The 18,271-nt window shown below is 65.8% G+C and carries 14 protein-coding genes; 9 read left to right on the top strand and 5 right to left on the bottom strand.

Annotated elements, in window-relative coordinates; all coding sequences use genetic code 11:
- Positions 1–13 precede the first annotated feature (13 nt).
- Positions 14–3,871 (top strand): tetratricopeptide repeat protein, encoded by a 3,858-nt coding sequence (locus QQJ79_RS02180; RefSeq protein WP_284220641.1) that lies wholly within the window; start codon positions 14–16, stop codon positions 3,869–3,871.
- Between the two features lie 714 nt (positions 3,872–4,585).
- Here QQJ79_RS02180 and QQJ79_RS02175 read toward each other — a convergent pair.
- The 3 genes from QQJ79_RS02175 to QQJ79_RS02165 all read right to left on the bottom strand — a co-directional run bounded on the left by QQJ79_RS02175 (position 4,586) and on the right by QQJ79_RS02165 (position 10,384).
- Positions 4,586–5,866 carry a hypothetical protein gene (locus QQJ79_RS02175; RefSeq protein WP_284220639.1) on the bottom strand — a complete coding sequence of 427 codons (1,281 nt, stop codon included), beginning with the start codon at positions 5,864–5,866 and terminating at the stop codon, positions 4,586–4,588.
- A gap of 63 nt (positions 5,867–5,929) precedes the next feature.
- Positions 5,930–8,986: a TonB-dependent receptor domain-containing protein gene (locus QQJ79_RS02170; RefSeq protein ID WP_284220638.1), complete on the bottom strand. Its 3,057-nt coding sequence runs from the start codon at positions 8,984–8,986 to the stop codon at positions 5,930–5,932.
- Between the two features lie 42 nt (positions 8,987–9,028).
- Entirely contained in the window at positions 9,029–10,384 is a 1,356-nt protein-coding gene (locus tag QQJ79_RS02165) for a dicarboxylate/amino acid:cation symporter (RefSeq protein ID WP_284220636.1), read from the bottom strand.
- Between the two features lie 232 nt (positions 10,385–10,616).
- On the opposite strand from QQJ79_RS02165, the gene QQJ79_RS02160 reads away from it, so the two are divergent.
- The 5 genes from QQJ79_RS02160 (at position 10,617) to QQJ79_RS02140 (ending at position 15,545) form a co-directional block, all read left to right on the top strand.
- A complete protein-coding gene (locus QQJ79_RS02160) occupies positions 10,617–12,422 on the top strand; it encodes a sensor histidine kinase (RefSeq protein WP_284220634.1) in 1,806 nt (601 codons plus the stop codon).
- A complete protein-coding gene (locus tag QQJ79_RS02155) occupies positions 12,419–13,753 on the top strand; it encodes a sigma-54-dependent transcriptional regulator (RefSeq protein ID WP_284220631.1) in 1,335 nt (444 codons plus the stop codon). Before QQJ79_RS02160 ends, QQJ79_RS02155 begins: the two co-directional genes overlap by 4 nt.
- Positions 13,754–13,887: 134 nt before the next feature.
- Positions 13,888–14,250 (top strand): copper homeostasis periplasmic binding protein CopC, encoded by a 363-nt coding sequence (gene copC / locus QQJ79_RS02150; protein ID WP_284220629.1) that lies wholly within the window; start codon positions 13,888–13,890, stop codon positions 14,248–14,250.
- 4 nt (positions 14,251–14,254) lie between these two features.
- On the top strand, positions 14,255–15,169 hold the full coding sequence (copD, locus tag QQJ79_RS02145) for a copper homeostasis membrane protein CopD (protein WP_284220628.1): 915 nt from the start codon (positions 14,255–14,257) through the stop codon (positions 15,167–15,169).
- 40 nt (positions 15,170–15,209) lie between these two features.
- Positions 15,210–15,545 (top strand): hypothetical protein, encoded by a 336-nt coding sequence (locus QQJ79_RS02140; RefSeq protein ID WP_284220626.1) that lies wholly within the window; start codon positions 15,210–15,212, stop codon positions 15,543–15,545.
- A 265-nt stretch (positions 15,546–15,810) separates the two neighbouring features.
- Here the strand turns inward: QQJ79_RS02140 and QQJ79_RS02135 are convergent, their stop codons facing one another.
- On the bottom strand, positions 15,811–16,302 hold the full coding sequence (locus QQJ79_RS02135) for a YybH family protein (protein WP_284220624.1): 492 nt from the start codon (positions 16,300–16,302) through the stop codon (positions 15,811–15,813).
- 49 nt (positions 16,303–16,351) lie between these two features.
- Positions 16,352–16,825: a DUF411 domain-containing protein gene (locus QQJ79_RS02130; protein ID WP_284220623.1), complete on the bottom strand. Its 474-nt coding sequence runs from the start codon at positions 16,823–16,825 to the stop codon at positions 16,352–16,354.
- 143 nt (positions 16,826–16,968) lie between these two features.
- Here QQJ79_RS02130 and QQJ79_RS02125 point away from each other — a divergent pair, with 143 nt between their 5' ends.
- The 3 genes from QQJ79_RS02125 to QQJ79_RS02115 are packed head-to-tail and all read left to right on the top strand — an operon-like array spanning position 16,969 to position 18,263.
- A complete protein-coding gene (locus tag QQJ79_RS02125; RefSeq protein WP_284220616.1) occupies positions 16,969–17,247 on the top strand; it encodes a hypothetical protein in 279 nt (92 codons plus the stop codon).
- Positions 17,244–17,684: a Spy/CpxP family protein refolding chaperone gene (locus QQJ79_RS02120; protein WP_284220614.1), complete on the top strand. Its 441-nt coding sequence runs from the start codon at positions 17,244–17,246 to the stop codon at positions 17,682–17,684. The genes QQJ79_RS02125 and QQJ79_RS02120 overlap by 4 nt, the downstream gene beginning before the upstream one ends.
- Before the next feature lie 9 nt (positions 17,685–17,693).
- Positions 17,694–18,263, top strand: coding sequence for an RNA polymerase sigma factor (locus QQJ79_RS02115; RefSeq protein ID WP_284220612.1), 570 nt, complete (start codon positions 17,694–17,696; stop codon positions 18,261–18,263).
- Positions 18,264–18,271 lie beyond the last annotated feature (8 nt).

Here is an 18,271-nt window from a genome sequence, read left to right as displayed (position 1 = left end):
TCAGGAGGGCAATTTGAACGAGACACCATCTGCGGAGATCGGTCCCCGCGCAGAAAGCCTCGAAACGCTCATCGCGGCTTGGGGCGAGAACCGTAGAGCACGCGGTGGATGGTGGGCGCTCGCGGGCTTCTCCTTCCAAGCAGCGGTTTATCTACAACGCTTCTTCGAAGGTCTTGAGCAGGGAAATAATCCTACAGAACTTGCCAAGACTGAGCTGCTGTCAGATGTATTTTTTCCTAAGAACGGGCTTGCTCAGCTAATTCAGGTTAAACGCACGCTGACAGTGACTTCTCTGCGCTCCGCTCTCCGTGAGGCGTACGAAATTGCTTTACTTTGCGAGCCATCTCTACTGACAAGGATCAGGTTCCGGATCGCATGCCTGAACCTTCAGACCACCATCAGACCTCGGGACTTGGATCCGCGAGAGGTGATTGGCGAGGATGTCAAACTAGAAGTTTGGACCGCGGTCGTCGCTTCGTTCCAATGGGACGACGCGATTTGGCAGGAACAAGATCCGTTTGTGGGCCTGCACGAAGTGCTGTGGCGAGCTGGTGTTACAGATTCTTCGGGCTTCATTGATGCCTGTCTCAGCATGCTGCTGCGGGCTTTCGAGCATCCCAGTCGTTTCGCGCTCGAAGACTTGGCTCTAGCGCTCGCACGCGAGTTCACGGCCCAAGGAAGGTGGCGCGCCGCCCTTCGGACTCCCACCGGAATCCGCTTGAGCGCATCAGATGTTCGCCTAGAACCTGGGGCTCACGAAGATACCTCAATCGTCTTCAATAGAAGGCCACTTCTGTCCGATCTTAAGATGAATAGATTTCGAGAGCGACCACGTGTTTTCTCCGAAATGGTTCGTGACTACGGAGCGTGGTGGAAAGACCTTCAGCAAAATGACCAATCGACGAAGATACCAATGTTTTGGGTTAGCGGAAGGTCTGGTGAAGGAAAATCAGTTCTTCTCTTGCAGCTAGCGCAGCATATTTTGACCGGAACGGAGCGACGCAGCGTCACCGTGCTAAGGTCACCAGACGACCTACCTAAGTGGATCAATGAACAGCGTGAACTTCAAGGAGGTTATACCAGCCCTGCCGCTTTTCCTTCGGTCGCTTTGGTCGACGACCTGCCATTCGTTACTGATCATGATGCGTGGAATGCCGCCATTCACCAAGCAGCGAATCTCGTTATGCCAAAGGTCGCGATCCTCACTTGCGGCCCGACCATTGAACGGGAGACTTTCGAGTCTGAGTTCGCGACAGTAGCAGACGTCCACAGCTTCGATGTGCCGAACCTTGCATCAGAAGAAATGGCCAGCTTTGCCGAATGGTACACAAATCGTACGGGCCACACGGCTTTGGCCGTCCCGGCGGAAGCCGAGAACCGGCTACTTGTGATCTGGCTGTTCGAGTTGGTACAGCACGAGCCAATCGCAGCTTTTGCGGCGAGTTTTCGCGGGCGCCTTCGGCGGCTGGGCCTGTTCGATCTCGCCAAGTCAATCCTCGCTGCAAACGCAATCGGCCTACCCGCTTCCCGCGAAATTTTGGAGGATCTAGCCGATGAGCAAAAAGATGCGTTCATCGCCCTCTGCTCCCAATCGCAACTGCACTTCGAGATTTCGGATCGCGACGGGGGAGGTCTTGCACTCGCTCATCCACAGATCAGCTGGGCGATGTTTCGCGAGTGGGTTGTTCCTCCCACCACGGTTGCGAAAGCTCTAGGTCGAGCCTTAGCACCGTCTTTGATCGCCGCAGCCCGCCGACAGGACACCGTTCAGGCCAACTCACTTCTGTTCAACGCTGGCACGACGCCGATCCTTCAAGACGGTGACGGCGGCGGCGCTGAAGAGATGCTTGCCGAACTGAATGCAAAGGTGTCGTCGGCGCTCCCGGCAGGACAGCGTTCGCCACTCCTTCCAAGGTGGATGGACATCATTACAAAGCGGCCGGGCCTAAAGCTTGCACCCAACCCGGTTGACGAAGCAGTTCAGCTCACCAGCACAGCGGCGATTCCTAGCAGTCTGGCGGGCTACATCTCCGGATGGCTTTGGCGAGTGAGCGACCTAGCGGAATACGCCTCGCGTAGCGCTGAGCTGCGTCAAGCGGCCCAAAATCTCCTCTTAGGCCTGGAGCCCAGCCCGGGCGTGGACGCCGCTCTGAGTATGATTTCGCGTCGGGGGCTCGACCGCCCGGCTTGTTGGGCCCTTTGCAGGCTCTGGCTAGAGTCCGCCACGGCATTAGGTGGATCAGGTCGAGCTATCGCCCCCATTTTGGCAGCTTGGCCGCAAGAAAAATACGCGATCACCCGGGCGATGGAGTGGATCGAAGCCAACATCGGCAATGCACAAGCGTATTCAGTTATGGTCCCGCTGTTGGCTTCACGGCGGACGGACCAGAGGTTGAAAGAACTGGCGATCGAGTGGGTCAGTACCCACCGAAGCGCTAACGAGCCAGTCAGCTACTACGTTCTCGAAACTCTCATTGCAGTCCGCCCATCAGATCGTGACGTACTCAATCTGGCGCTGGAATGGGTCAAGGCTAACCCCCTTCATCCGTGGGTTCGACAGCTGCTTCAGCCCCTGTTGGCACATTGGCCGAACGCTCAAGGTTTGCGGGATGTGTCAAGCGCGTGGGTCGCCCATTCGGGCTCCAATCAAGCCGCACATATCATCGTTGGCGCGATGGTGTCTGCATATGAAGACGAGAAGGCTATTCAGCTCGCGCTGACGTGGTGCAAGCAAGAGGCAGACTCCGACCAACTCCATCATGTGCTTGTGCCACTTCTAGCGACGCGACCGTTGCCTCCACAGGCCATCGACCTCGCGCGGGTGTGGCTTAAGAACAAGGTCGGACATGCGTCAGCGACCCAGATCTGGTCCGCGCTGATCAAAGCGGCATCAGAAAATCCTGCCGTAGTTCGAGATGCGACCGCGTGGGCTGAAACAAACTTGGCGCATCCTAGTGTCTACTGGATGCTCGCTCCTCTGGTGAAGGCGAATCGCCGGGGTCGCCGTGCCTACAAGGTAGCGGTGAGCTGGATACGCGCGAACCCGCAGCACGAGATGGCCTATTGGCTGTTGAACCCAATGGTAGTCGCCAGGCGGAGGAGTCGAGAGGTTCTTCAGCTCGCACTAGACTGGCTTGATGCATTTCCCAAACACCCGCAGGCTCAACACCTCTTTGTACCGCTTTTGAGTAGCCGCCCGAAGAATCGAGCCATTCATGCTCGGGTGCAAAATTGGCTAACCCATCAACAATATCATCCGAAGACTGCCAACTTGGTCGAAACGCTCATCCTGCGTAGCGAGGGTGCGGGCCGATGGATGGACTACGGCGAGCGATACATCGCCGCAACGACTGACCAAGCGGGGGCGATAGTCCTTGGCGCGATGGCGAGAGCCGCCAAGGCCAGCCCAGCCTATCTGGACAGGATGATTGACTGGATTGAGCGCGAGACAGACCCGAAGCTCCGACGCGCTCTCCAACGAGGACTAGGGCGTGCGTTGGCGGAACACATGAGCAACGCCTTGGCCTTTTTAGGTGATGATTTCACGGGGCCTCGCAAGCGTATCGCCACAAACGCCTTGGTCGCTGAAGTTCAACGATTTACGTACATCCAACCGGACAGCTTGTCGGCGATCTGGAATGCTCCGAGCGGGGTTGGTGGGATGCTCCTCGGGGCATTGGTAGCTTCTGATACTCCCGGTGCCACGCTATTCGCGTTCCTGCGCAGTTGGCTGGAATTGCACTGGCGAGCGCCGGGATACGGCCATGTAGTCTCCGCCCTGAAACGCAACCCGATCCGCTGGCAAGAACTCGTGGACAGCGGTCCCCTGTCCACGCGCATTGTTCAAGATTACGCGCGAGAATATAAATAACCCTCTCGAACCTTGCCGCACCTGCCGAGAAGCCCTGGAGAACTTCCGGTCGTCTGGCCACGGTGTGGGGGGATGTGCCGCAGCGTCGACAGACTCAGACGGGCGAAGCGAAGATCTCGTGGCTAGGCCCCGTTTGTGGCGCGGAGCCGGCTCCACCGCCTCGCCTGTTCCCCTCTCGTTCGCGAAATGCGCATAAGCGCGATTCGTGGAAATGCGCACAACTTGGTCTTTTTCACCGAGATCCGCCCGATCGATCGGAGACAAGTGGTCGAATGACTGACCGCACCGCCACGCACTTCTTCGATAACCGCCGGGTCCCTGCAGGCCCGAAAATGGCTCCCACATTACCGAGCGTTCGCCGGGCAATGGACGCTGCAATATTGTCCGGTCCGGGGAATGAAGCGACAAACATGGAAGATCCGTCAAATCCATCCGACGGCGCCCTCCTTCCGGAGGGCGGCGGCGGGGCGACCGGTCCGGTCAGTGGGGGGAGGAAGGCCGGGTTAGCCCGGAGTCAGCATTTTGATGGCCCGGGCCAGTCTCTCGCCGCTTCGGCGCATTGGTCCGCCGCAAAGGGTCATGCCCCACCGCTGCAATGCCGGCATTCGACGCACGGGCGCCCCCGGCCTTCGCCTGTTCCGTCCGGCTGGCGTTCGGCGTCCGGGGCGGGCCCGTGGGCGCAGACAGGTCGTCGTCGGACTGACGGGATCCTTGTCAGGGCGCGATGAACAGACAGGGCCCCTGCCCGCTCCAGATCGCCTGGCATCGCGCCTGAAAGCCGGCAGGGTCTGGCGGGACGCCCCGATCGATCCAGGTCTCCAACGCGTCGAGGACCGTCATATAGCTCGCGTCTGACAACCGGCTGTGGTCGGATTCATCCGTAACCGTCTGCACCAGCCACTCCGACCGGCCGGCCGCGGAGACCGTCCCGGCGTACAGAGCCTCGAGGTCGACGCTCACCGTCGGGTCGCGCAGGGCGTGAACGGTCAGGGTGGGGCGGACGATCTGTCCGGTCAGGTCCGCGTCATGAGCCAGCAACGCCACGCCTTGCGGATCCGCCGCGAAGCGCTGGACGCCGGCGTTCAGCGCCGCGTCGTCGGCCGATCCGCGATAGACCGTCGTACGGTTGTCGAACGGATTCCGCCCGTCGAGCCGCCGCAGGACCATGTCCTGAAAAAGGAAGGTCGCCCAGGTCATGTGGCTGACCAGTTGGGCTTCGGCGACGCCGGTCACCGCCAGTATGTCCCGCAGGCGGGCGGCCTGTGCCGGAGTCCGGCCCGCGGCGGGGCGGTCGACGCCGGTGCAGGTCTCGATCCGCCGCCTCAGCTCGGCCCGGGTCATCCGGCTGTCGAGGGGCAGGCCCTGCCACAGCGGATAGGCACGCTCGTCGGGCGCTGGGTGATTGGCGCAATAGTACTGGTAGACGGCGCGCAGATCGGCCCGGAAGCCGTAGGCGCGGGTCCCGCCGGAGACCACGCCGTTGGTGATCAGGACGCCGTCGTAGTTCCAGCCGGACGCGGCGTCTCCAATATAGAGTTCCGACGCCTTGGCGGCGACATTGCCGCCCCAGGACTGACCGTGCAGCAGGGTGCGCTCGGGTCGGCCGTACAGGGACCAGAAAATCTGGCGGCTGTTGTCCGTATCCTCGGCCGCCATCCGGACGCCATAGCCGCCGCGCCGATAGCTTGATCCGATCCAGGCGTAGCCGTGCCGGACCATGACCGAGAACCGGTCCAGATCCTCCAGCGGCTCGGCGGGCTCGGGCGCGCCCGTCCGCGGCCCGCCGTGGGCGTGGACAATCAGGCGACGGTTCCAGTTCGGCGGAATGGCCGCGACGAACCAGGCGCCGTTGGCGTCCTGACCCGAGACGCACCGGGTCCCCTGCCCGGCCGACGCCGGACACTCGATCGGCCGGGGCTCCAGCGGGTCCGCCAAGGCCTCAGGGCCGAAGGCGAGGCCGGCGATCGCAAACGCCGCTGCCGCCAGCTGCTTCATGCCTGTCTCTCCTGCCAGTCTCGACCGGCGCCGTAACCTGCGTCAGCGGCGCCGGTCAGGGCATCAGAACGTCTTGGTGATGCTGGCGTACCAGTAGCGGCCATAGGGTCGATACAGCGATCCCAGATAGCCGGACGACGTCAGCGGCGGGGCCTCGTCCGTAATGTTCCGCGCGCCTACGCGAATGCGCGTGTCGGCGGCCCAGCCGGCGCCTTCGAACTCATACTGGCCGTACAGGTTCGCCGTCGTCTGGGATTCCACAATCCACGGATCGCCGGTGGTGCTGAGGAAGCCGGTTTCCTCCACGGCGCTGGTGTACTGGACAAAGGCGCCGATCTGGAAGGGTCCCTGGCTCCAGGTCAGGGTGCTCGACACCTTGAACTCGGGACGGCCGTTGCGCGCCAACAGGTCGCTGGCGATCGGCAGCGGCGTGGCGGGGTTGATTTCGCCGGCGTCACGCGCCTCATCCAGCGCCTGCACCGTCGGACCCGCGTCGCGGTGAAACTCAAGCAGTTGCGCCACATTGACCTGGGCGCGGAAGTCGCCCCAGGGCGTGTCTCGCAATCGCCAGTGCACGGCGAAGTCCACGCCCTGAACGTCCTGTGGGAGCAGGTTGACGAAGCCGTCGTTGACGAACTGGATCGCCCCGACCGGCGCGATGCCGGTGCCCGTGAAGAAGGCGATGTCGTCGACATTCGGAGCGGCCCGCACGACGTTCGGATTGGAGGAGCCGTTCAGGCGGGCGAGATAGTCCTGGACCACCGCCGTCTGACCTCCGATCAGGCCGACAATGTCTTCCTGCTCGATGCGCCAGCGGTCGACGGTGAAGGTGAAGTCGCCCAGGGTCTCGGGCAGGAACCAGGGCTCGAAGACCAGCCCGACCGACTGGTTGGTGCTCTCTTCGGGCTTCAGGTCCGGATTGCCCGATACCCGCAGGGAATAGCTGACCGACTGGGCGCAGGCGTTGAAGGTCGCGATCCGGCCGGCCCGAAGATCGGCCTCGCAGCGCAGATAGTCGTTGTTGGACGCCAGTCGGGAATAGGTGGTGGCGTTGGTCTGTTCGAGGTTCGGCGCCCGGAACCCTTCCGAATAGGATGCCCGCAGCCGCAACCCGTCGACGATGTCCAGCGCCATGGCGATCTTGGGTTTCGCCACGTCGCCGAAGTCGCTGTAGTGCTCGAGACGGCCGGCGACCTGGAATTCGAGGTTGTGGATCAGCGGGATGCTCATCCCGGGCGACACCACCGGCACCGCAAACTCGAGATAGGCTGAAGCGACGTCCCGCTCGCCCCGGGTGTCGGGGTTGGAGCTCACCGCTGACAGGTTCGAGATGCTGACCGTGCCGTCGACCATGTCGGTGAAGATGTTGGTGCCGTCGAGGTCCGCGTCGCGGTCATCGCGTTGGGTCTCGTGCCGGAACTCGACACCGAACGCCACGCCCAACGGCCCGCCGGGCAGCTCCATCAGATCCGGCCGGCTCATCTTGAAATCGGCCATGGTCAGGGTCGTGCGTGACACCCGGACCAGCTCGGTCGAGATCGCATCGATAGCGGTCTGGGAACTCGGCGTGCAGTCGCCGAAGGTCGTGGTGGCGACGCAGCCGCCGTTGAACGGATTGTAGGCGTCGGGCGTGGACAGGGCGAGACTGGCCTGCAGCGCCGTCATGTTGACCGCGTTCGAAGTGTCAGTGGCCTCTGCTTCGGAATAGACCAGCGCCGTCTCCCAGTCGAAGCCCCAGCGCTCGCCGCGAAGTCCGCCCAGGAGACGGGACTGATAGTTATCGACATCGACGATCTGGAAGCCGGCGTCATTGAAGCGGTAGTTGCCCAGCCGGACCGGAAGGCCGCCCACCGGCACGCCCGTAAGGCCCGAAAGACGGTTCGGGTTGGCCTGGCCGTTGGCGAAGGTCACCGGTCCGAACGGGTTCCAGTAGTTGGACGCCGGGATCCAGATGGCGTTCAGGCTGATGGTCGGCGGCTGGATGTTCTGCGTCGTGGCCTGGTAGAAGCCGATCTCGCCAAAGGCCTCGACGTCAGGGCTCAGTTCATAGTGGCCCGCCACGAACACGTTCAGCCGTTCGACCTCGGGCGTCACCGTGGTGCCGACCTGGGTGTCATAGCGCAGGTCGCGCTGGATGCCGTTGGCGCTCGCATTGCCGGAGGCGATGCAGATGTCCGTTCCGACCGGCGTGGCGCAGCCGAAGCTGGCCGGCTGGATGTGGAAGGCGCCGGCCGAGGTCGTCAGGGCCGTGCCGTTCCGGCGGATCGTGGTCGTTGTCCTGGCCTGCAGATTGGCCCAGGCGCCGCGGGTGGCGCGACCGTCAGGATCGAGGCTGGTGTCGAACCCCGGCTCATTGGCGAACAGGCTGCGCAGGTTGGACGAGGCCGTATAATCCTGATCCTCCGCCAGCAGGGCGGTTCTGTCCGTATAGTCGATGAAGCCGGAGAGGTTGCCGCGGTCGAAATTCCGGCCCGCGAAGATGTTGGTGGTGAGCTCGCGCAGGTGGGTGCCCTCGGCGCCGCCGTACTGCGTCTGGATGCGGAGGCCGTCGAAATTGTCGCGCAGGACGGTGTTCACCACGCCCGCCACGGCGTCCGCGCCGTAGATGGCGGCCGCCCCGTCCAGCAGAACCTCGACCCGGCCGGTTCCGGACACCGGGATGGCGTTGGAGTTGTAACTCAGCACCGGCACGGTGCCGGTGTCGGACGTCCCCTGGCTGGTTGGGTGGGTGATGATGCGGCGGCCGTTCAGCAGCACCAGGGTGTTGCCGACGCCCAGCGAGCGCAGGTTGACCGAGTTGACGTCGCCGCGCGCGGCGTTCGACGTCTGCGGGTTGTTGGCCGCGCTGAACAGCACATCGCCCATCTGCGGGATCGAACGCATCAGGTCGTCGCCGTTGACCGCGCCGGTGGCGAGAATCTGCTCTTCGTTCAGCACGGTCACCGGCAGGGCCGCGTTCACGGCCGCGCCCCGGATCTGGGAGCCGACGACCACGACGTCGTCGAGGCTGCTGGCCGCCTGCGGCTCGTCGGCCGCCGGCGCCGTCTGCGCCCAGGCCCCCGGAGCCGACGCGAGCAGCGTCAGCATGGCGGCGCTTCCCAGCAGCGCGGTCTTGTGCATGGTCCTCATGTCTCGTCCTCCCTCTTTTTATGTCGGCCGCTCTCAGTCGGCCGTTACGACGTCTCGATCACCCGGGCCCGCCGCCGGATCGGGCGACGCGGCCAATGCTCCGGGCCCGGATCCAAGCGCCGCGTGAAGCGCCTCGCGATCCAGTTCTCCCTCCCAGCGGGCGACGACCAGGGTCGCCACCGCATTGCCCACGAAATTGGTCAGCGCCCGGCACTCGCTCATGAAGCGGTCGATGCCGAGGATCAGCGCCATGCCGGCGACCGGCACGCCCGGCACTACCGCCAGGGTCGCCGCCAGGGTGATGAAGCCGGCGCCGGTGATGCCGGCGGCGCCCTTGGAGCTGATCATGGCCACCACGAGCAGCAGGAGCTGGTCCTGCAGACTGAGCTCGATATTCATCGCCTGGGCGATGAACAGGGCCGCCAGCGTCATATAGATGTTGGTGCCGTCCAGATTGAACGAATAGCCCGTCGGCACGACCAGCCCGACGACCGACTTGGGCGCGCCGGCGCGCTCCAGCTTCTGCATCAGACTGGGCAGGGCCGCCTCTGACGACGAGGTGCCGAGCACCAGCAGCAGTTCTTCCTTCAGATAGGCGACCAGCCGGAAGATGGAGAAGCCGTTGGCGAGGCAGACCAGGCCCAGCACGCCGAACACGAAGACCAGCGAGGTCACATAGAAGGTGGCGATCAGCGCCGCCAGATTGGCGATCGCGCCCAATCCGTAGGCGCCGATGGTGAAGGCGAAGGCCCCGAAGGCCCCGATCGGCGCCGCCTTCATCAGGATCGCCACCAGCTTGAAGACGACCTGGCTGAGCGCGTCCAGTGCGCGGTTCACCGGCGCCGCGACGTCGCCGACCATCGCCAGGGCGATGCCGAACAGGATGGAGACGAACAGGGTCTGCAGGATGTTGCCCTCGACGAAGGCGCTGACCAGGGTGTTGGGGATGATGCCGGTCAGGAAGCCGACGATGGTGCTCTCGTGCGCCGCCGTCGCGTACTGGGCGACAGCCCCGGCGTTGAGCGTCGCGGGGTCGATGTTCAGACCCCGGCCCGGCTGGACCACATTGGCGATGACCAGGCCGATGATCAGGGCCAGAGTCGAAAAGACGAGGAAATAGGCGAACGCCTTGGCTGCCACCCGCCCCACCTGTTTCAGGTCGCGCATCCCGGCGATGCCGGTGGTGATGGTCAGGAAGATCACCGGGGCGATGATCATCTTCACCAGTTTGATGAAGGCGTCGCCGAGGGGCTTGAGGCTCTGGCCGAGGTCAGGCCACAGGTGACCGATCAGCCCGCCTGCCAGGATCGCGAGCAGGACCGTGAAGTACAGGCTGCGATAGAAGGGACGGCGCACGGTGGTCTCACCGGCGGCGACGGCTGGCTGCAACAAACGACCTCCCTTGGAACCGAGGCCCGGCTCCGGTCACTGCGGCGCTCTGAACGGCGCCATTGGAGCGAGTATCGGCTTCCCAATCGCCACATCAAGCGACGCGACACGCGGTCAGAATTCATTGTATTATTTACGGAAAACAGCCCCCAAGCTACGATCCGGTTCGATATTGTGCGCAATTCCGCACAGTCATCTTGGATGTTTGTGCGTAATTTCGCATATTCGTTAAATGCGCGGCCCCTTCTCCGTTTCGACTCAATGGCGGCTGTTCGCAGCGGCCTGGAGCCTGGTCGCCCTGGTGGTCGTCCTGGCGAGCGGCGAGGTGGCCCGCCGGGACGCGCGGGAGTCCGCCGGACGTCAGGCGGCGACGGCCAGCACGCTTCACGCCGCTGTGCTGCGCAGTGAGCTGGAACGACACCGCTCCCTGCCGATGGTGCTCGCCCAGGACCCGGATCTGGCGGCCGTGCTGGGCCGGCCCGATGCGGCAGGCGCCGCGCGGCTGAACCGGAAATTCGAGGCCCTGGCGAGAGACGTCCGGGCCGCCGCCATCTACGCCCTCGACGCCGAGGGCCGGACGATCGCCGCCAGCAACTGGCGCCTGCCGACCAGCTTCGTGGGCTCCAGCTACCGGTTCCGCCCCTACTATTACGAGGCGATGAGGGATGGCCAGGCGACCTTCTTCGCCCTCGGCACCGTCAGCGGCCGTCCGGGTCTTTATCTGTCCCGGCGCGTCGACGCCCCGTCCGGCCGCCCCCTCGGGGTCATCGTCGCCAAGGTCGAGTTCGACGCGCTTGAGGCGGACTGGCGCGCCTCGGGCGAACCCACCTATGTGACCGACGCCGACGGCGTGGTGGTCATCACCACGGTCCCGGCCTGGCGTTTTCACACGGCCCAGCCCCTGTCCGCCGATCTCCGACGCCGCCTCGCCGAAACCCAGACCGCGGGTTCGACCGTTCCGACTCCCCTTCCCTTCAACACCGCCGGCGCCGGCCTGGTCCGGATTTCGTCCGACATTCCCGAAGGTCTTTACGCGGCCGCGTCCGACCCGATCCCGGACATCGGCTGGCGCCTGAACCTGCTCTCGCCCTCAGGAGACGCCATATCGCGCGCGGTCGCGATCGCCCGGTGGCTGGGCGCCATGACCGTCGCCCTCCTCGCCGCCCTGACCGGCATCCTTCTCCGCCGCCGCCAGCGCGCGGCGGCGCGGGCGGTCGAAGCGGAACAGGCCCGTATCGAGCTCGAGCGGCAGATCGACCTGCGCACCACCGAGCTGAGGTCCGCCAACGATCAGCTGAACCACGAAATCGACGAGCGGCGGCGGCTCGAGACCGTTCGTCAGGACCTGCAGGACGAACTGATCCAGGCCAACAAGCTGGCGACGCTCGGCCAGATCGCCGCCGGGGTGGCGCATGAGATCAACCAGCCGGTCGCGGCTATCCGGACCCACGCGGACAGCGCCTCGGTCCAGCTGCGGCGCGATGACAGCGCCGGGGCGCTTCGGTCACTGGCCAATATTGACCGCCTGACCGAGCGGGTCGGGGTCATCACCGACGAGCTGCGCGCCTTCTCGCGCAAAACCCGGTCCGAGACCGTGGCCGTGGGCGTCGACGGCGCCATCGACGGCGCGCTCCTTCTGGTCGCCGGCCGGCTCAGGGAAAAGGGCATCGGCCTGGAACGCCGCCGGGCGCCCGCGGGCCTGGCCGTCCGGGCCGAACGCAACCGGCTTGAGCAGGTGGTTCTGAACCTGCTCCAGAACGCGATCGAGGCGCTCGAAGGCGTGCAGGACCCGGTCATTGACCTCGGCGTCCACGTCAAGGGCCGGCACGTGACCATCCATGTCGCGGACAATGGACCCGGCGTCACGCCGACCGTGCGGCAAAGGCTCTTCACGCCGTTCACGACGGACAAGCCGGATGGCCTCGGACTGGGCCTCGTCATCAGCCGCGACATCGTCGCCGCCTTTGGAGGTGAGCTGGTGCTCGAACCGTCTTCCGCCGGAGCCAGGTTCACCATCCGTCTGGCGAAGGCGTCATGAGCTTCGAGGTGCTCGACCGGGTCGCCTTGATCGACGACGACGACGCCTTCCGGAGCGCCCTCGCGGAACGGCTCGAGCTGGAGGGCCTGACCGTCGTCGCCTTCGGGTCGGCGGAGGCGGCGCTCAAACTCATCAATGACCGGTTCGACGGCGTCGTGGTGACTGACCTGCGCATGCCGGGCATGGACGGGCGACAGTTGGTCGAACGCCTGAACGGTCTGGATCCCGATCTGCCGGTGGTCATGATGACCGGTCACGGCGACATCGCCGAAGCCGTCGACGCCATGAAACGCGGCGCCTATGATTTCCTCGCCAAGCCCTTTGCCCCCGAGCGCCTGATCGAGACCCTGGGCCGCGCCCTCGAAAAGCGCGCCCTCGTACTCGACAACCGCCGGCTGGCCGCCCTCGCCGCGGATGATGAGGGCTCGATCCCGTTGAGCGGTTCAAGCCGATCGGTGGAGGCGCTGCGCGCCGCGATCCAGCGGCTGGCCGATGCGGAAGTCGACGTCCTGATCGAGGGCGAGACCGGCTCCGGCAAGGAGGCCGTGGCGCGCGCGATCCACAACGCCGGACGCCGGCGCCTGCGGCCCTTCGTGGCGGTCTCCTGCGCCGCCCTGCCGGAAAGCGGCCTGGAAAGTCTGCTGATGGGCGACGCCGGCGGCCCGACCGGGGCCTTCCGTCGTCGCGAGGGACAGATCGAGCAGTCGCACCGGGGCACCCTGTTTCTGGATGAGATCGACCTCGCGCCCCGCGCCGCCCAGTTGTTGCTGCTGCGGGTCCTGGAGGAACGCGAGATCCTGCCGGTCGGCGCGATGGAGCCGCATGCGCTCGACCTTCGCATTCTGGCGGCGACCAAGGGAGATCCGGTGGAGGCTGTCGCGCGCGGCGACCTGCGTGAGGACCTCTACTATCGCCTGAACGTCATCCGCCTGAGGGCCCCGCCCCTTCGCGAGCGGCGCGAGGATGTGCCGCTGCTGTTCGCCCGCTTTCTGGGCCGTGTAGCGAGCCGCCTGGGTCGGGAACCGCCCCCGGTGGATCACGCCATCCGCCGCCGGCTGCTGGAGCATGACTGGCCCGGCAACCTGCGCGAACTGGCGAACTACGCCAGTCAGGTCGCCGTCGGTCTCAGCCCGTCATCGTCCCACACCCCGTCGGACGAAGGCCTGGTCCAGCGCGTCCAGACCTATGAGGCCGAACTGATCCGGGAATCCCTGACACGTCATCAGGGCGACATCCGGCAGGTCACGGCGGAACTGCAGATTCCGCGCAAGACCCTCTACGACAAGATGGCCCGGCATGGTCTCATTCCCGCCCGGCATCGCCGCCGCTAGTCGGCAAGGCGTCAGGGAGGGACCCCGTCGTTGCGCTCGCCATCAACGGTCGCGATTGTTCTTCATGAGGGAAGCGCGCGGGCTGCGCGTAGACAAGCTGAAGGCCGGGATCGGCCAGACGACCGGAGACTGATATGCGTCACTTCAACCCCGCGCCCTTCATCGTCGCCGCGGCGGTCATGGCCTTCGCCGCTGGACCGGCGGCGGCGCATGCCCGACTGGTCAGCGCGACGCCGGCTCCGAACGCGACCGTGGCGTCCACCCGGACGCTGAGCCTCACCTTCAGCGAGCGCATGGTCGCCGCCTTCTCGGGCTTCGATGTCGTCGATGCGGCGGGCGAGAAGGTCGCGATCCAGACCTTGGTCGCAGAGGACGGCAAGACCCTGACAGGAACCCTGTCCCGCGCTCTGGGCGCCGGCGCCTACCGGGTCGACTGGCGCATCGCGTCGAGCGACGGCCACCGCATGACGGGCTCCTACACATTCTCGGTGCGCTGACGCCGTGCTCGAAGTCGCGGTCATCGCGCTCCGCTGGCTCCAATACAGCGGCGCCGTTGTACTGCTCGGCGCGCCGCTGTTCCTGCTCTACAGCTTCAGGGGCGGCGTCGCTCCCAACCTCGCCTGGGCGCGACCGACGCTGATCGGCGCGGCGATCGTCGTCGCTCTCGGATCGCTCGCCGCCCTGGTGGCCCAGACGGCGGTCATGGCAGGGTCGCTGAGCGAAGCGCTCAAGCCCGCGTCGCTGTCCTTCATGGTCACGGGCACGGCCCTGGGCCTGGCCATGGTCGCCCGGGCCGTCGTCGCCGTCCTTGCCCTTGTGGCGGTCGTCGCCCTGAAATCGGGCCGGGCGCTCTGGTGCGTGACGGCAACAGCCGGACTGGTCGTCGCCGCCAGCTTCGCATGGACCGGCCACGCGGGGGCGACCGAAGGCCCCGGCGGCCCCCTCCACCTCGTCGCCGACATCGCTCACGCTGTCGCCGCGGCGCTGTGGCTCGGGGCCCTGGGGGCGTTGACGATCCTGTTGATGCGCCGGACGTCGCCAGAAGATCTGGCGATCCATCGCGCGCTCCATGGCTTCGCCGGTTTGGGAACGCTCGCGGTTGTTCTGCTGGTCCTCACCGGCCTCGTGAACAGCTGGTTCCTGGTCGGCCCTGCCCGCGTCGGAGACCTGGGAGCCAGCCTCTACGGCCGGCTTCTGATCGCCAAACTCATCCTCTTCGGGGCGATGCTCGCATTTGCGGCGAGCAACCGGTTTCGATTGACGCCGGCGCTTGGCGCTGCGCTCCACACGGCCGCGCCGTCCTCCGCCGCCATGGGAGATCTGAGGCGCAGCCTGCTGCTCGAAACCGGACTGGGGCTTGCTCTCCTCGCCGTCGTCGCGGCCATGGGAACCCTTCAACCTCCGGCGTCTCTATGACGGCGTCGACAATTCCGGGACGGTGCGAGGCGGATTCAGGATGATGTCGTTCCTGCGCCGCGACCTCTTCCCGCTGACGGCTGCGCTTCTCGCGGCGCTGGCGGTGCTGTTCGTGTCGACGGCCTCCACGGCGTGCGAAGCCCCGATCAGTCAAGGCATGGCCGCCATGTCCATGAGCGACGCCAGCGGTCCATGCGAGCCGGAGTCCGGAGTGATCCCGTGCCGGAAGGCCTGTCTGGCGTCTTGCCAGAGCCTCATCCCGCAAGGCGGCGGTTCCACGCTGGCCCGCACTTTCGTCTCCGTCCGCTACCCCTCACTTGTTGCGCGACGCGCCGACTTCACCCCGGAGGCGGACGATCCGCCCCCACGAACCTGATCCTGTTCACCGAGGAACGACTTCATTCACTCAATACAGGAATCAAAACCATGACACGCACTCTCACTATCGCAGCCCTGGTGCTGCTGGCTTCCGGTTCCGCCGCCTTCGCGGCCGCGCCGGACGCCGTGGCTCAGGTCGTATGCGCGTGCTGCGACGCCATCGCCGCGTGTGCAGAAGCCTGCACCTGCTGCTGATCGCCTGATCAGGGACGCCTGCCCGGGAGGGCGGGCGTCTTTGCTTTCCGGGTCGGTCGCAGAAGCCGTTACCCCGGCGCGCGCGACGACCAGTGGATGTGGTGGATGCGCCAGCCGTCGGCGTGGCGCTTCAGGACCATGGTTTCGGTCGTCAGGCGATCCACGGCGCGGCCGTTGAACTGGCCCGTGGTGCGGCCTTCACTGGTGATCCAGGCGAGCTCCCCTTCAGCCCAGCCTGATCTGCGCGCCATCGTCGCTTCAGACGCGGCCGCGAAGGCGGCGTCCGAACCCAGGTGATGGGACGCATATTCGTCCCGCGATCGTTCCGCGCCGCCCTCTTCGAAGATCATGACGTCCGGCGCCAGGAACGTCAGCGCGGCGGCCGTGTCCCCGGCCTTGAGCGCGGCGTGAAAGGCGTCGACGGCCGCGGCCGCGCCCGTCGCTTCCGCAGCGACCGATCCCGGGGCGTGATGATGGCCGTGGGCGTGGTCCTGGGCGAAGGCCGGCGCCGCCGAAAGAACGGTCATCGACAGGGCGAGGGCAAGGACGGTGCGGGACATGGCGGGCTCCGGGTTGTGGGTCATGGAATCGGACTGCGCGGAATCTTCGTCAGGCAGGCTGGTTGTGGCGAGCGAACACGCGGGTGGCGCCCGACCGGAGCACCAGCAAGGTCTCGTAGGGGTCTTTGCGCCCTTGCGGCGTTTCCATCCCCGGCGAGCCCAGCGGCATCCCGGGCACGGCCAGGCCGACCGCCGTCGGGCGCTCGGCCAGCAGGCGGATGACGTCCTGGGCCGGCACATGACCCTCGACCAGATAGCCGCCGACCAGCCCGGTGTGACAGGAGGCCAGCGCGTCGGGCAGTCCCCGACTGCGCCGGATCGGCTGAAGATCGGGAAGAACGGTGACGGTTGTCGTGAAACCCGCCTGGCGCATGTGGGCGATCCACCCGTCGCAGCATGGGCAGGTCGGAGTCTTGTACACCGTCAGGTTCCGCGCGGGCGCGGACTGAGCGCAAGCGGTCCCGCCCAGGCCCAGGAAAAAGCCTGCGCCGAGCAACAGACGACGGTTCAACTGCAGTCGCATCAGGTGCGTCTCCTTCCCTACCGGGCGCTTCGCCAGCCGGGTCGCGCTGACGTCATATTCAATACGTCAGTTAGCCTTGGACTCCTCAGGAGGGCTATGGCGAAAAGGCGCGTATGACAAACGGGGCGTGATGCAGGTGCGCAATGCTGGATGACACGGATCGACTGATCGGCGGAGGTCGACACGATGGCGAGGCGCAACTCGCCGGCCTGGAGGACAAGGTCTGGGCGCGCATCGGCGAACGTCGCGAGCGGTCCCGAATGGGCCGGCTTCGGGTCGCAGCGATTGCCCTTGCTCTCGTGGTCGGAGTCACCAACGGAGGCTTGATGCTGCTGGGGCCGCGCCCCGAACCGTCCGAGATGCGGATTTTCACCGTGTCGGCCGGCCTGTCGCCGCTGTCCGGCCTGGACATCCAGGGATGAGTGCAAACTGGAAGTCCATCGTCATCACGGCCATCCTCGCCGCGCTGGCCAGCGGTGCGGCCACCTGGGCGAGCGCGACCTGGGTCATGCGGGAGCGGCAGCCGCCCAGCCTGCACAGCGTTGTCCATGAACAACTCGATCTGAGCGCCGATCAGGATCGCCGTCTCGACGCCATCGAGGCCCGCTTCGCCGCGCGCCGCCCCGCGCTGGAGGCCGAGGTTCGTGCGGCCAATCGCGAACTGGCCGCGGCCATCGCCGCCAGCGACGGAGACTCGCCGCAGGTCCAGGCGGCGGTGGACCATTTCCACGCCGCCATGGGCGATCTCCAGAAGGCGACCATCAGCCATGTCTTCGAGATGCGCGCCGTGTTGACCCCGGAGCAGGCCGAGGTGTTCGATGAAGCGGTCGTAGACTCCCTGCGCTCCGGCGCCGGCTAAGCGCGGCGCGTGGGGTGCCACCAGAGCATCGAGGTCCGCGCAGCCGGGGGAGACCGGGCCGCCTTCACCGCCCTTATGACCGCGACCAAGGCCGACCTCTACCGGTTCGTTCGCCGCTACGTCGGCGACGAGGCCGAGGCGCAGGACGTGCTCCAGGAAGCCTATGCGTCCGCCTGGCTCGCCATGCGACGGTATGATCCGGCGCGGCCCTTCGATGTCTGGCTGCGCTCCATCGCCCTGAACAAATGCCGCGATTGGAGCCGTCGCCGGGCGGTTCGCCGCGTGGTGCGCGGAGTCATGGGTCTCGACGCGCCCGAGGCGACGGCGGTGGGCGACAATGCGCCCGAGCCCGAAGCCCGGCTAGACGATCAGCGCAGGGCCGAAAACCTGCAACGCGCCTTGTCCGACCTCCCGGACGCCCTGAAGGGGCCGCTCCTGCTCGCCGCGCTCGAAGGGCGGTCCCACGCGGAGATCGCCTCCATTCTGCGCATCACGCCGAAGGCCGTGGAAACCCGCATCGCGCGCGCGCGCAAGAGGCTCTCAGAGGTTCTGGCCGGGGCTTCGCGCAACGGCGCTTGACCTTGCCG

It is taken from the genome of Brevundimonas denitrificans (assembly GCF_030160755.1).
In the GTDB taxonomy this organism is placed as follows: domain Bacteria; phylum Pseudomonadota; class Alphaproteobacteria; order Caulobacterales; family Caulobacteraceae; genus Brevundimonas; species Brevundimonas denitrificans.
This window is presented reverse-complemented; position numbering and strand designations above follow the sequence as displayed.